Annotated in this window: 15 protein-coding genes and 1 riboswitch; of the genes, 7 read left to right on the forward strand and 8 right to left on the reverse strand. The window is 69.4% G+C overall.

The window, feature by feature from the left end; all coding sequences use genetic code 11:
* Nucleotides 1-8: 8 nt before the first annotated feature.
* From ACIA75_RS23225 to ACIA75_RS23240, 4 genes are all read right to left on the reverse strand, one after another.
* Nucleotides 9-683 (reverse strand): DUF1028 domain-containing protein, encoded by a 675-nt coding sequence (locus ACIA75_RS23225; RefSeq protein WP_397107302.1) that lies wholly within the window; start codon nucleotides 681-683, stop codon nucleotides 9-11.
* A complete protein-coding gene (locus ACIA75_RS23230) occupies nucleotides 680-1,102 on the reverse strand; it encodes a RidA family protein (RefSeq protein ID WP_397107304.1) in 423 nt (140 codons plus the stop codon). Before ACIA75_RS23230 ends, ACIA75_RS23225 begins: the two co-directional genes overlap by 4 nt.
* A 146-nt stretch (nucleotides 1,103-1,248) precedes the next feature.
* A complete protein-coding gene (locus tag ACIA75_RS23235; protein WP_397107306.1) occupies nucleotides 1,249-1,776 on the reverse strand; it encodes a flavin reductase family protein in 528 nt (175 codons plus the stop codon).
* 132 nt (nucleotides 1,777-1,908) lie between these two features.
* Entirely contained in the window at nucleotides 1,909-2,427 is a 519-nt protein-coding gene (locus ACIA75_RS23240) for a PaaX family transcriptional regulator C-terminal domain-containing protein (protein WP_397107308.1), read from the reverse strand.
* Between the two features lie 526 nt (nucleotides 2,428-2,953).
* On the opposite strand from ACIA75_RS23240, the gene ACIA75_RS23245 reads away from it, so the two are divergent.
* Nucleotides 2,954-4,033, forward strand: coding sequence for a saccharopine dehydrogenase family protein (locus tag ACIA75_RS23245; RefSeq protein WP_397107310.1), 1,080 nt, complete (start codon nucleotides 2,954-2,956; stop codon nucleotides 4,031-4,033).
* Nucleotides 4,034-4,137: 104 nt separating this feature from the next.
* On the opposite strand, the gene ACIA75_RS23250 is transcribed toward ACIA75_RS23245, so the two are convergent.
* The 4 genes from ACIA75_RS23250 to ACIA75_RS23265 form a co-directional block, all read right to left on the reverse strand.
* Nucleotides 4,138-4,911: an ABC transporter ATP-binding protein gene (locus tag ACIA75_RS23250; protein ID WP_397107312.1), complete on the reverse strand. Its 774-nt coding sequence runs from the start codon at nucleotides 4,909-4,911 to the stop codon at nucleotides 4,138-4,140.
* A complete protein-coding gene (locus ACIA75_RS23255; protein WP_397107314.1) occupies nucleotides 4,904-5,758 on the reverse strand; it encodes an ABC transporter permease in 855 nt (284 codons plus the stop codon). Before ACIA75_RS23255 ends, ACIA75_RS23250 begins: the two co-directional genes overlap by 8 nt.
* Nucleotides 5,736-6,758, reverse strand: a complete 1,023-nt coding sequence (locus ACIA75_RS23260) for an ABC transporter substrate-binding protein (RefSeq protein WP_397107316.1) — start codon at nucleotides 6,756-6,758, stop codon at nucleotides 5,736-5,738. The genes ACIA75_RS23255 and ACIA75_RS23260 overlap by 23 nt, the downstream gene beginning before the upstream one ends.
* Entirely contained in the window at nucleotides 6,755-7,483 is a 729-nt protein-coding gene (locus ACIA75_RS23265) for a TenA family protein (protein ID WP_397107318.1), read from the reverse strand. The genes ACIA75_RS23260 and ACIA75_RS23265 overlap by 4 nt, the downstream gene beginning before the upstream one ends.
* A riboswitch (TPP riboswitch) is annotated at nucleotides 7,452-7,547 on the reverse strand. (Overlaps the previous gene by 32 nt.)
* Before the next feature lie 107 nt (nucleotides 7,548-7,654).
* Between ACIA75_RS23265 and ACIA75_RS23270 the strand changes: the two genes are divergently transcribed.
* From ACIA75_RS23270 to ACIA75_RS23295, 6 genes are all read left to right on the forward strand, one after another.
* Entirely contained in the window at nucleotides 7,655-8,095 is a 441-nt protein-coding gene (locus ACIA75_RS23270; RefSeq protein WP_397107320.1) for a hypothetical protein, read from the forward strand.
* A 59-nt stretch (nucleotides 8,096-8,154) separates the two neighbouring features.
* Complete coding sequence (locus tag ACIA75_RS23275; RefSeq protein ID WP_397107322.1) at nucleotides 8,155-8,313, forward strand: hypothetical protein; 159 nt, start codon at nucleotides 8,155-8,157, stop codon at nucleotides 8,311-8,313.
* Entirely contained in the window at nucleotides 8,310-9,713 is a 1,404-nt protein-coding gene (locus tag ACIA75_RS23280; RefSeq protein WP_397107324.1) for an ethanolamine ammonia-lyase subunit EutB, read from the forward strand. Before ACIA75_RS23275 ends, ACIA75_RS23280 begins: the two co-directional genes overlap by 4 nt.
* Nucleotides 9,710-10,450, forward strand: a complete 741-nt coding sequence (gene eutC, locus ACIA75_RS23285) for an ethanolamine ammonia-lyase subunit EutC (RefSeq protein WP_397107326.1) — start codon at nucleotides 9,710-9,712, stop codon at nucleotides 10,448-10,450. Before ACIA75_RS23280 ends, eutC begins: the two co-directional genes overlap by 4 nt.
* A gap of 93 nt (nucleotides 10,451-10,543) precedes the next feature.
* Nucleotides 10,544-11,737, forward strand: a complete 1,194-nt coding sequence (locus tag ACIA75_RS23290) for a CoA transferase (RefSeq protein ID WP_397107328.1) — start codon at nucleotides 10,544-10,546, stop codon at nucleotides 11,735-11,737.
* Nucleotides 11,734-13,125: an amidohydrolase family protein gene (locus ACIA75_RS23295; RefSeq protein WP_397107330.1), complete on the forward strand. Its 1,392-nt coding sequence runs from the start codon at nucleotides 11,734-11,736 to the stop codon at nucleotides 13,123-13,125. The genes ACIA75_RS23290 and ACIA75_RS23295 overlap by 4 nt, the downstream gene beginning before the upstream one ends.
* Nucleotides 13,126-13,129: the final 4 nt, after the last annotated feature.

A 13,129-nucleotide genomic window follows, 5' to 3' on the forward strand; every position in this document is an offset into this window, starting at 1 on the left:
GCGGGGGTTCACCGGTCGCCTGCCACGCCGAACGAGGGGGCGCACCCGGGGTCGAGCGCCCGGATCCGGTAGTCCGTCTTCTGCGGCTGCCACAGCCGCCACAGCCGGTGCAGTTCGCCCAGGGGGTCGTCGGCATCGTCGACGCGGAGATCGGTGACAGGCCATGGCACATCCTCGGCGACGAGGAGCCCGGCTGACCGTACCGGCCCTTCCTCGCCGCCGGCCCGCACGGCCGCGGTGAACCCCGCCAGCAATCGCGCCTCGAACGACTCCTCGGCGCTCGAGTGGTAGCCGTCGAGCATGGCCGTGGCAACCTGCTCACCGCGCAGAAGGTTACCCGCCACGACCGCCTGACCGGTCGATACGACGGCGTACGTGCCGAGGGTCCGCGCACCGGAACGTCCGGCCGTGGTGCCGTCGGCCGAGACCACGGCGAGCTGCCGGAACTCCGTAAAGCCATCGGCGGCGACCATCGCTTCGAGGGCGCCGGGCGCATGCGCGCCCCGTGACAGGGCGTTCAGTCCGACCTCGCCCAGAGCGGGATTGGTGACATTCTGCGAGGCCACCGCCCCTACCCCGGCACGAATATGTGCGCAGCGCGCCGCCACGGCCGGGCTGGACGAACTCACGACTATGCCCAGGGCGCCGGTGCCCGGATCGCGGGCGGTGAGGGAGAAGGTCATGCGCCCGCGTCCGCACCGAGTACCGCCGTCGCATCTATTTCGACGACCCATTCCGGGCGCGCGAGACCATCGACGATGAGCCCGGTGGACACTGGGTGAACGCCTTTCAGCCAGCGGCCCATCTCCCGGTACACCGGTTCCCGATAGCGCGTATCGGTTAGGTACACAACGATTTTCACAATGTCGGCCAGTTCACTGCCTGCCTCGGTGAGCAACATGTCGATATTCGCCATCGCCTGCCGTGTCTGGGCGACCGGGTCACCGATCCCTACGCTCTCCCGGGTGTCGAGATCCTGGCCGACCTGCCCGCGCAGGTACACCACACCGCCCGCGACGACGGCCTGGCACAGATCGTTGTCCAGATTCTGTTCCGGGTAGGTGTCCGCGGTGTTGAAGGGACGAATTCGGCTGTGCTTCATACAATGTCCTCGGGGGAGAATCTCGGTCGATCGGGATCCGGCGGCACGCCACCGGAACGGACAGTGCGGCGGAGCCCACGGTGTGATGCACCGAAAGCGAATCCGTGCACCTGGCCCGCACCACAACGGCGGTATCGCCGGGCAGGTCAGGCGGAGGCGCGTTCGGTGAGCACCGCGAGCCGGTGGTAGCGGTGGCCGGTGTAGGCGAGCGGCGGATTCGTCCGATGCCGGGTTGAGGAGACAGCACCCAGATAGACGAAATGCGAGCCGGCGGGCACGATCTGCGCCACCACACAGTCGAAAACGGCGACGGCGTCGAGCAGCCGAGGTGGCCGGGCCCCGCCGGTATCCCAGTCACCGCAGGTGAAATCCCACGCCGCGTACCCCGGCCTCGGACGGCCCGCGAAGGAATCGGCGACCGGGCTGTGGTGGGCGGCGAGCGCGTTCACGCAGAACGTGCCGTTGGCGCGGACCAGGTCGTTGATCGGGCTACGCCGATTGACGCATACCAGCAGCATCGCCGGATCGTAGGAGGCGACGGACATGGCACTCACCGTCTGTCCGCCGCTGCCGGCCGGGCCGGCGGTACTGACCACGGACACCCCGGTCGCGAGCAGGCCGGACGCATGCCGGAATTCACCATCGTCTCGGTCCGCGGACGGATACTCGGTCACGGGACTCCTTTCGGACGCGCTGACTCACCTCTCAACAATGGCGCTGCCCGAGTCGATCTGTACAGCATGGATCAGCGATTCGCGGAATCGGAAAATGAGATGAACCCTGGTGCGCAATATCGGCACCGCAGGTCATCCGAGCAGGGCGCCGGTCCGGGTTCCGAGCAGGTGGGCGGCCACGTGTTGCCCGTACTCGGGTTCGACTCGGTCCAGCGCACTCCGTACCCGCCGCATGGCGGCCGGGGCCAGAGCGTTGTAGAGACGGACGAATGCCGCCTGCGCGTCCGCCCGGGGCCAGTTCCCGGGGAGCAGGGCGAGCGGAAGATCGGGATCGAGCCGCGGGAACGACCGCCAGACGTTGACCAGCTCGGTGCGGAGGACGAGGGCCGCGACCGGGTCGGTGCTCACCTCACCGAGGCCGTCGACACCGTCGAGGAACTCCCGGTACAGGCCCGCTATGGCCGCGATATCCCAGGCATCGGTGGGCTTTCCGTGTGACACCCCGATTCCCTCGATGTCGCCTTCGACGATGGAGGCCTGGACGATACCCAATTTCACGATGAGGGCCTGGGCGTCGTCGGCCACCGGCCGCGGGGTGATCCACAGGCCGTCGTACAGTGGCGCGAACCCGAGCCAGGGCCACGACGGCAACGAACTGGGTCGATGCCTGGCGCGCCCAGGACGCCCAGCGGGTCGCCCGGTTCAGCGAGGAAATGTACGCGGTCGCGCGCCGGCTCGTCGCCGACCGGAGCGGCAGCCCGCGCGAGATCACCCTGGATCCGGCGAGTTCGCTGCTGAGCGAACGGGTGGACCGCCGGCCCCTGGACACCGAACTCGTGGTCGGCGCACTGCGCCAATCGCTGGTGGTCGGAATGGTGGCACCCCCCGCTGCTCATCGGTGCGATCGCCGAGCATCTCGCGACCCATCCGGACCTCCAGGATCAGCTCCGGCGCTGCGCACACAGCCGCCCCGCCGCGGTGGAGGAATACCTCCGGCTGTTCACCCCGTATCGCGGTTTCGCTCGAACGGTCGCCCGCGAGACGACCATTCGCGGCACGACGATCAGGCCGGGTGGGGTCTCGGGCGTATATGAGGGACGCCCGAGACCCCACCCGCGGACGGCCGTATTGTCGGCTACGACCGCCCTGACCGCCGAGCAGAACGGGGACACCAGCCATGCCGAAGATCGTGTTGTTCGGAGCCACCGGATATACCGGCCGCTTGATCGCCGAGTCCCTGGTCGCCCGGGGCGCCGCACCCGTACTGGCCGCCCGCAATGCCGCATCGGTCGAGAAATTCGCCACGGAGATCGGTGGCGCGGAGACGGCGGTGGCCGATGTGACCGATCCCGGCTCGATCCGGGCACTGCTCGGACGGGGCGATGTACTGGTGACCACCGTGGGGCCGTTCCTGCGCTACGGCCAACCCGCACTGAACGCCGCGATCGCGTCCGGAGCACACTACTTCGACTCCACCGGGGAGGGTCCGTTCATCCGCACCGTGTTCGACCACGACGAGCAGGCGCGTAAGGCAGGCGTGGGGTTGCTGACCGCGTTCGGGTTCGATTACGTCCCGGGAAACCTGGCCGCGGCCCTCGCCCTGCGGGAAGCGCCGGACGCCGTCCGCGCGGATATCGGCTACTTCATCGCCGACCCCGGCACCAGCGGCGGCACCCGCGCGTCCATGGCGGGCATGCTGTTCGAAGGCGGGTTCGCCCTCCGTGGCGGCCGGGTCGTCCCGGAGCGGACCGCCGCGCACACACGGACCTTCGACGTGGCGGGGCGATCGCAGACGGGTGCGTCGGTTCCGGGATCGGAGCATTTCGCCCTCACCCGCTCGTATCCGCGCCTGCGGGAGGCCGACGTCTACCTCGGTCTGCCCGGGCCCGCGGCGCACGGCCTGCAGCTCACCTCGCTGCTCACCGGTGCGGTCGCCCGGGTGGAGCCGCTGCGGCGACTGGCCGAGGGCGCGCTGACGGGGATCGTCAAAGGATCGACCGGGGGCCCGACGCCCGCTTCCCGCGCCCGGACCCGCACGTGGACGGTCGCCGAGGTATCCGACGACACCGGCCGCACCGCGGCGTCGGTAACCCTCGCCGGGGTCGACCCGTACACCTTCACCGCCGCGATTCTGGCCTGGGGTGCGCAGTCCGCGCTGAACGGTGGTCTGCTCGGGACCGGTGCGCTCGGCCCGGTCGACGCCTTCGGCCTCGACGCACTCGAAGCGGGCGCACGCGAAGCCGGCCTGTCCCGGTAACCGGCGGCATCCGGAAAATGCCCGGCACGGTGAGTTCCGCCCGTCGGAACCAATCGGAGACCCGGGAACCGCACACCGGCCCCGCAACCGCCGGTCGGGTGCCTCTAGTTCAGTACGTCGAGCAATTCTTGTTCCAGCGCGACGAATTCGGGAGCCGTGATCATCGAGAGCTCCCGGGGCCGCGGGAGGTCGACACGCACCTCACGGCGCACTGTGGCAGGGCGGGCGGACAGCACGATCACCCGGTCGGACAAATACACTGCCTCGCGGATGTCGTGGGTGATCATCAGCACCATCCACCGGTACCGCTGCCAGACACCTTGCAGCCATGTCTGCATCTCGGTGCGTGTCAGCGAGTCGAGCGCGCCGAAAGGTTCGTCCAGCAGCAGGAGCTCGCGCTCCTGGACCACGGTCCGCAGCATCGCCGCGCGCTGCCGCATACCACCGGACAAATGAGCCGGACGGGCCTGCTCGAACCCGGACAGCCCGAAGACATCGAACAGTTCCCGGGCCCGTCGGCGGGCCTCGGATTTCGGGACACCGTGCACCTGCAAGCCCAGGATCGTGTTGTCGAGGACCGTGCGCCACGGGAACAAGAGATCCTTCTGCGGCATATAGGCGCAGTGGGCGGAGGCCGGTTCGCCATCGCTCGTGCCGAAGTGGATACTGCCGGAATCAGGATTTTCCAGGCCGGCCAGCATATTGAACAAGGTGCTCTTGCCACATCCGCTCGGGCCGATCACGGAGACGAACTCACCCGGTTGAGCCGTGAACGATACGCCGTCCAGGACCAGCCGGTTCGCGCGCCGCCGGCCGGGCTGCGGAAAGGATTTGCTGAGAGCGTCGACGACGATCCGGTGACCGCGCGCATCAGTCACGAGGGCCTCTGTTCTCCGCGCGCGACCAGGGCGCGACGACCCGTTCGATCGCGAAAGTCAGCAGGTACAGCGCGATACTGAGGCACGCGGTCACCAGAACCGCCGCCAGTACGAGGTCGGTGCGGAACGAATTCTTCTGCAGATTCATATAGATGCCGAGACCCTGGCGAGCACCTACGTACTCCGCGAACACCGCGCCGACGACGGCGTAGGTGATCCCGATCCGCAGCGCCGTGAAGAACCGGGGTATCGCGGACGGTAAGCGCACATACCGGAACACCTGACCCCGTGAGGCGCCCATACTCCGCAGCAGCGCACCGGCATCCCGGTCGGCCGCGGCGAAACCCTCGATCAGGCCGATCGCCATGGGAAAGAAGGTGACCAGCGCGACGACGAGGACTTTCGGCAGGATGCCGAAGCCGAACCAGATGACCATCAGCGGTGCGATCGCGATGATCGGCAAGGTCTGGGAGGCCACGAACAGCGGGACGAACGCGCGCCGCAGCCACGGCGAGAAGTCGACCACCACAGCCAGCAGCCAGGCCAGGCTGAGCGATACGGCGAAACCGATCAGTGTCACCTGCAGGGTGGCGGCGGCGTGGGTGCCGATCTCGTCGCGATGCGCCCACCCCTGTTCCACCACCCGCAGCGGTGACGGAAGCAGTTGCGGCCGGATACCGCTGAACCCGACATAGAGCTGCCAGATCGCGACGAGAACCGCCACCGTCACGACGGACGGCACCACCCAGCCGATTCCCACGGTTCGCCCGGACGCGGTACCGGCCGGGGGAATCTTCCCGCTAGGTGACGGGGTGGCGCCGTCGCTACGGGGTGGTGAGGTAGTCATCGGTGAAATACGTCGACCAGTCGGGTTCCTCGGTCAGCGGTGCGCCGTCGGGGCCGGTGAGCAGACCTTTGTCGTACAGGAAACCGGAATTCGCCGCCCACTGCTCCCGGGTCTGGGTACCCACCCGGCCGTCGGGAGTTTTCATGAACTGTTCGGCCAGCATGCGCTGGCTCTCGAACACCAGCTCCGGGTCGTTGAATGCCCCGGGGTCGGCGTCGATGAGGTCCTGTGCGGCCGCGTCCGGGTTGTCCGCGGCGAACTGGTATCCGCGCTGCAGCGCCTGGACGAATTTCGCCGCGCGGTCGGGGTTCGCGGCCAGCCAGTCCTCGTTGGCGTCGATCACGATGGCGTAGCTCTCGGGAAAGCCGAAATCGCTGTACCGGAAGTACTTCATCGGAGTTCCGTGGTGCTCGGCCTCGATACCTTCCCAGGCCAGGTAGGAGACGGTGAAATCCGCCTGGCCGGAGTAGACCGCCTCGTACGCCGACGTGCCCAGGGTGACCGATTCGAAATCACCGGTACCGCCGTCGTTGCGGATCACCTGCTGCAGTGCCTCCACCTCGCCGGGATCGCCGAAACCGGCGTAGGTTTTCCCGTCCAGATCCTTCGGTCGCGTGATATCGGCTCGGTCGGCTTTCACCCCGATACCGGTCGCCCAGCGTTGCAGGGGGGCCAGCACGGACAGTGTGTGCCCGCCGGAGGCGCGCGAGAAGGTCGACGAATTATGGGTGCTGACACCGAATTCGGCGTTACCGGCGTCGATGACCGTATCGACCGCGGTGTTGTTGTACGGAAGAACCTCCACGTCCAGCCCGGCGTCGGCGAGGTAGCCCCGCTGCTGCGCCACGAACAGCCCGGTGTGGTTGGTATTCGGTGTCCAGTCCAGCGCGAACCGGATCGTCTGATCGTCGCCGGTTCCCCCGGTGCACGCCGTGACCGCGGACAGTGTCGCCACCGCGGCGACGGCCACCGCCAGTGCCCGGCGCAGGCGGCCGCTCACGCAGCCGGCCAGGGCTGCGGGTTCAGGGCGGTATCCCAGAACATCAGCTCGTAGCGGGTGGCAATGGTGAACGCCGTCGCCATCGCCTCGCGTTCCCGCGCGCTCGCGGCCTCGGCCGCGGCGTCGACCCAGGTCCGGGCCGCGGCCGCCGACTCCTGAAATTCCGCGGCACCGTAGGTGGACACCCACTGCGCATACGGGTGATCGGGATCGGCGGCGAGCACCGCGGACGCACGGGCGGCCAGGTCACGCCCCACTTCGGCATAGATCCAGAAGCACGGCAGGGCCGCGGCGGCGCCGACGGCGTACGACTCGGTGGCCGCTGTCGCGATCAGATAGGACACATAGCCGAGGCAGGCGGCCGAATGTTCCGGCTCGCCGTCCCGCGCGGGCAACCGGCCCCCGCTGAGCATGTCGTCGTGCAGCGCCGATTCGACGGACACCGCCGTGGCGGCGGAACTCGCCCAGAACTGCGCGGCGGCCGCGTCGGGCGATTTGGACGACAGGATGGCCAGCACCTTGGAGTACCCGGCGAGATACAGCGAATCCTGCTCGATATAGGTGCGGAACACCTCGGGCGGCAGGGTGCCGTCACCCAGCAGCCGGAGGAACTCGAGGTCGTCGATGGCGCCGCGCAGGCCCTTCGTCCGGTCCCAGAGGTGATCGGTGAATCTGCCGGATTCGGCGGTGTGCGCGAGCAAAACCAGACATCCCTTCGTCAGCATTACCTGGACAGGTTCTCGGGTGTGATCTCAGCCCCGCAGTCGCGGAGCACCCCGTGTCAGAACAAAACCGACCATACCAGTGGCGCGTCGCATGACAAGCGGCCAGGTCGCCCGGATAATGCGCGGCCCGGCACGCTCCGGTCGACCACGGCCACCTAGCGCACCGGCCGGGTGGCGCTGCCGGATACGATCGCACGCGGTCCACTCGCCCTCGGCTTCTTCGGCGACGCACCGAAGGTCTCCCCCACCCGGCACAACCCGGACACTGTCTACCGGTGGCTCGACTACAACGAACTCGACGCCACCGCAGCGGCTTTCACCTCTCCTGGCAGTGAGGTCACGTCGATCGCCCAGCTGGCCCGGAGTCTGTGTGAGCCACCGCGGGACTTCACCGAGTGGTACTTCCCGACCCGCCTGGCACTGGACCTGCAACAGAAGACCGCGCCCTCGATCGCCGCGAACACCGGCCCGGCGGCTCACCCGAACCGGTCGCAGCCCACCTGGCCGCCTTCGCCGCCACCTGAGCCGCGTCCACGGAACTTCCCGAGCGCCTCCGGCCGACGGACACGTTCACTCCCGCCCCGACCTATCGCCGATATCCGCGATGCCTGACTGTTCCCCGGTCCGGCATTCGGGTCTGCGATGGCACCGAGCACCGCGACGGCGGTAGCGTGGGTGAACGAGATGCGCGCCGGGGCGTGCTCGTGTCGACCGCCGGCGTCCACGGCAATATCCTGAAAGCGCGTCCGCTGCTGACCCTCACCGCCGGCGATTTCGGCTACTTTCCCGACGTGACGGCGGACGCATCGACGGAGGTGGCGGCACGATGACGAGATACCGGCAGCAGCTCGCGGGAGTGTCCTACGAATTCCACGGCCTGGTGGACCTGATGGCGAAAGCCACCCCGCTACGGTCCGGTGACGAGCTCGCCGGCTGCGCGGCCCACTCGGATGCCGAACGGGCCGCCGCCCAGTGGGCGCTGGCCGAGGTCCCCCTCGCCACGTTCCGCACCGAAGCCCTCGTTCCCTACGAGACCGACGAGGTCACCCGCCTGATCTTCGATACCCACGACACCGCGGCATTCGCACCGATCGCCCACCTCACCGTGGGCGGGCTGCGCGATCATCTGCTGGCCGCCGCGGCTGCGGACGACCACGCGGAACGGCTCGGCGCGCTCGGCCCGGGGCTCAAGCCCGAAATGGTCGCGGCGGTCTCGAAGATCATGCGCAACCAGGATCTGATCGCGGTCTCCGCGGCACTCACCGTCACCAGCGGCTTCCGGACGACGATCGGGCTGCCCGGCCGCCTGGCCACCCGGCTGCAACCGAATCATCCGGTCGACGACCCGCACGGAGTGGCCGCTGCCGTGCTGGACGGGTTGCTGCTGGGGTGCGGCGACGCCGTGGTGGGGATCAACCCCGCCGGTGATTCACCGGCCCGTGCCGCCGAACTACTGTCTCTGCTCGACGAGATCCGGCAGCGCTTCGATATTCCGGTCCAGTCGTGTGTACTCACCCATGTCACCACGACCCTCGACCTGATCGGCCGCGGCACCCCCGTGGATCTGGTGTTTCAATCGGTGGCCGGAACCGAGCGCGCGAATAGCGCCTTCGGCGTCGATATGGCATTGCTACGCGAAGGCAACGAAGCAGGCCGGGCCCTGCGCCGCGGGACCGTCGGCAACAATGTGATGTACCTGGAAACCGGTCAGGGGTCGGCGTTGTCGTCCGGCGCTCACCTGGGCACCGACGGCCGGCCGGTCGACCAGCAGACTCTCGAGGCCCGCGCCTACGCGGTCGCCCGGGAACTGGATCCGCTCCTGGTCAACACCGTGGTGGGGTTCATCGGCCCCGAATACCTCTACGACGGGAAGCAGATCATCCGGGCCGGCCTGGAGGATCAGTTCTGCGGCAAGCTGCTGGGTCTGCCGATGGGCGTCGATGTCTGCTACACCAATCACGCCGAGGCCGACCAGGACGATATGGATACCTTGCTGTCGCTACTCGTGCTCGCCGGAACAGCGTTCGTGATCACCGTGCCCGGCGCCGACGACATCATGCTGGGCTACCAATCGCTGTCGTTCCACGACGCGCTCTACGCCCGCGCGGTCGGAAAACTCCGCCCCGCACCGGAATTCGAACGCTGGCTGCAGAACCAGGGCCTGGCCGACGACACCGGCCGCGTCCTGGACATCGACCTCTCGGCGTCACCCCTGCGGGCCATCGCATGACCCCCGACCCCTGGGACGCGCTGCGCCGGCACACCCAGGCCCGGATCGGCCTGGGCCGGGCCGGCTCCGGCCTGCCCACCCGCGAGCATCTCGCCTTCGTCGCGGCCCATGCCGCCGCGCGCGATGCCGTGCACACGCCGCTGGACGTCACGGCCCTCACCCGGCAACTCGGTGAGCTCGGGCTCGGCGAACCGCTCACCGCGGCCTCCGCCGCCCCGGATCGCGCCACCTATCTGCGGCGCCCCGATCTCGGCCGGCAACCCGCGCCCACCACCCGGCTGCCCCGGCTCGGCGCCGATCTCGGGATCGCCGTGTTCGACGGGCTGTCGGCGCAGGCAGTGGCCGCCCACGGGCCCGGTCTGGTACGGGCGATCACGGCCGCCCTGCCCGGCCTCACCCTCGCGCCACCGGTCGTCGCGACCCAGGCACGCGTTGCGCTCGGCGACCACCTCGGAGAACAACTCGGTGTCACGACCGTGCTCGTCGTCATCGGTGAGCGGCCCGGGTTGTCGGTCGCGGACAGCCTGGGCGTGTACCTGACCCATCACCCGCGACCGGGCCGTAGCGACGCCGAACGCAACTGCGTATCCAATATCCGCCCGCCACACGGCCTGAGCTACGAACACGCGGCACGGGTGATCGCCGCCCTGGTCGACGGGGCCCGGCAGCTCGGCGCGTCCGGGGTCGGCTTGAAGGACACCACCACGAGGGATTCGGCCGCGCCCCTCACCCCCTGACTCCCGGATCGATACGCGGGGTCGGGGTTTGCCACCAGCACCGCACGTGCCATGCGTGCCCCGGCAATTACGGGTGCGAGGTAGCATCGGCCCGTGTCCGAGACTCCCGGAGGAATATCGCGCCGGGTGCTCGACTGGGCCGAGAGCGGCATCCCCGCGCTCACCGGATATCCGGACGGACCAGCACTGATTCCCCCCGGTTCCGCGGCAACGGCCGCCCGGCGGCATACCGACCGGATCGCCACGATCAGCGACGGCCGGGTCCGCCTCGACGGGGCCCGCTTGCTGTCCGAACGCGCCGCCTTCACCGGTTCCCGGCGCGGCGGCACGATATCGGCCGGCCGGCACTGCCGGTTGTTGCCCACCGCAGACGGCTGGGCTGCTGTCAGCTGCGCACGCCCCGACGATCCCGCCTTGCTCGGCGCCCTCGTGGGCCGGGACGTCGGTGACGATCCATGGCCCGCCGTGACGGACTGGTTGGGCACACATTCCGGCGCCGAACTGGCCGAACGCGCGGAACTGCTGGGGCTTGCCGCCGGTCCGGTCACGGACGCGGAGTCAGTGGTTCCGGGACCACTGACTCCCCGTCCCGTGGCCGGACTGCGGGTGGTCGACTTCAGCGCACTGTGGGCCGGCCCGCTGTGCGCCCACCTGCTCGGGTCGGCCGGAGCACGCGTCATCAAGGTCGAGACCCCCACCCGCCCCGACGGCGCCCGCCGGGGCAATCCGGACTTCTACCGTCTGCTGCACGGCGGCCACGAATCGGTCGTACTCGACCCCGGCGACAACTCCCAGCGCCGGGCGCTGGCCGAACTCGTCGAATCCGCCGATATCGTGATCGAGGCGTCCCGGCCGCGCGCACTGGCCGGATTCGGGCTGGACGCAGCGGCATTCGTCGACGCGGGCGGGACCTGGGTATCGATCACCGCCCACGGCCGCGCCGCGGACCGGATCGGATTCGGCGACGATATCGCCGCGACCGCGGGACTCGTAGCCCGCCCCGACGGGAACACACCACTGTTCGTGGGCGACGCGATCGCCGACCCGCTGGCGGGACTGACGGCGGCGGTACTGGCGATGTCGGCGCCCGCCGACGGCTCCGGCCGGCTGTGGGATATCGACATGTCCTCGGTCGTTGCCGCGACACTCGATCCCGGGTCGGCCACCCTCCCGATCGACGAATCGGAAATCCGCGCGCCGAGCCGGCGGGAAAGCGCCGGGCCGGCCCCCGGCAGCGGCGTGGATACCGCCGCGGTGCTCGCCGAACTGGGCATACGGCCCGGATGACAGATCTTGTGATCCGTGACGCCGAGGTCCGCGCCGGATCCCTGACCGATGTCCTGGTCCGCGACGGCGTCATCGCCGCGCTCGGGCCCGGCCTGCCCACCGCCGGCCTCCGGGTGATCGATGCCGCGGGTGGGGCGCTGCTTCCCGGACTGCACGACCATCACCTGCATCTGCATGCGCTCGCGGCGGACGCGAATTCGGTGCGCTGCGGTCCGCCACAGGTGCATACCGCCGGCGACCTCGCCCGCGCGCTCGCCGCCGCGCCGGGCAGGGGATGGATCCGCGGGGTCGGCTACGTCGAAACCGTGGCCGGGCTGCTCGATGCGGCCGCGCTCGACACACTGTGCCGCGAGCGCCCGGTCCGTATCCAGCATCGCAGTGGCGCGATGTGGATCCTCAACTCCGCCGCCGCGGATCGGGTCGGCCTCGAGGCGGCGACAGAGCCGGGGGTGGAACGCGATGACAACGGCCGTGCCACGGGTCGCGTATGGCGCGCGGACACCTGGTTGCGGGCGCGCTTGCCCCCTACCGACCCGCCGGATCTGACGGCGGTGGGCGCCCGTCTCGCCCGCTACGGCATCACCGGAACAACCGATGCCACACCCGATCTCACCGAGAGTTCGCTGTCGGGGCTGATCGATGCGGCGGATTCCGGTGCGCTGCCACAGCGACTGAATATCCTGGGTGTCCCGCTGGGCCGAACCGGTGGCCCCGGTGTCACCACCGGCCCGTACAAGATCGTTCTCGCGGATTCCGGTCTGCCCGATATCGACACCCTCGCCGCCACCGTCGCTCGCGCGCACGATCTGGGACGTCCGGTCGCCGTGCACTGTGTGAGCCGCGAGGCCCTGCTCATACTCCTCGCCGTTTTCGGCGAGACCGGGACGGTGCCGGGTGATCGGATCGAGCACGGCGCGTTGATACCGGCCGAATCCCTCGGCACACTGCGGCGTCTGGGAGTCACCGTTGTGACCCAGCCGGGGTTCCTCGCCGCGCGCGGCGACGACTACCTGCACCGCGTGGACCCCGTCGATCTGCCCGATCTGTACCGTTGCCGGAGCCTCTGCGATGCCGGCGTCGAGCTGGCACTGTCCAGCGATGCACCGTTCGGCCCCGTCGATCCCTGGCAGGTGATCGCCGCGGCCGTCACCCGGCGTGTGCCCGGTGGGACCGTGGTCGGCCCCGCGGAAACACTGCGGGCGCCGACCGCTCTCGCGCGATATCTGGCGCCGCTGGACGATCCGGGTGGCCCGGCCCGTGCCGTCGGCCCGGGCGCACCGGCCGATCTGGTACTCCTGGATCGACCGGTGGCGCGGGTGTTCGCGCACCTGTCCGCCGACGTGGTGCGTGCGACGCTCATCGACGGACATGTGGTGTTCGAACGCTGACAGC

The sequence above is a fragment of the Nocardia sp. NPDC051750 genome (assembly GCF_044453135.1).
Taxonomy (GTDB): Bacteria; Actinomycetota; Actinomycetes; order Mycobacteriales; family Mycobacteriaceae; genus Nocardia.

Bases quoted from the DNA above. Each gene is read 5' to 3' on its own strand.
- ACIA75_RS23225 (WP_397107302.1), bottom strand. From the start codon at position 683: ATGACCTTCTCCCTCACCGCCCGCGATCCGGGCACCGGCGCCCTGGGC.
- ACIA75_RS23230 (WP_397107304.1), bottom strand. From the start codon at position 1,102: ATGAAGCACAGCCGAATTCGTCCCTTCAACACCGCGGACACCTACCCG.
- ACIA75_RS23245 (WP_397107310.1), top strand. From the start codon at position 2,954: ATGCCGAAGATCGTGTTGTTCGGAGCCACCGGATATACCGGCCGCTTG.
- ACIA75_RS23255 (WP_397107314.1), bottom strand. From the start codon at position 5,758: ATGACTACCTCACCACCCCGTAGCGACGGCGCCACCCCGTCACCTAGC.
- ACIA75_RS23265 (WP_397107318.1), bottom strand. From the start codon at position 7,483: ATGCTGACGAAGGGATGTCTGGTTTTGCTCGCGCACACCGCCGAATCC.
- ACIA75_RS23280 (WP_397107324.1), top strand. From the start codon at position 8,310: ATGACGAGATACCGGCAGCAGCTCGCGGGAGTGTCCTACGAATTCCAC.
- eutC (WP_397107326.1), top strand. From the start codon at position 9,710: ATGACCCCCGACCCCTGGGACGCGCTGCGCCGGCACACCCAGGCCCGG.
- ACIA75_RS23295 (WP_397107330.1), top strand. From the start codon at position 11,734: ATGACAGATCTTGTGATCCGTGACGCCGAGGTCCGCGCCGGATCCCTG.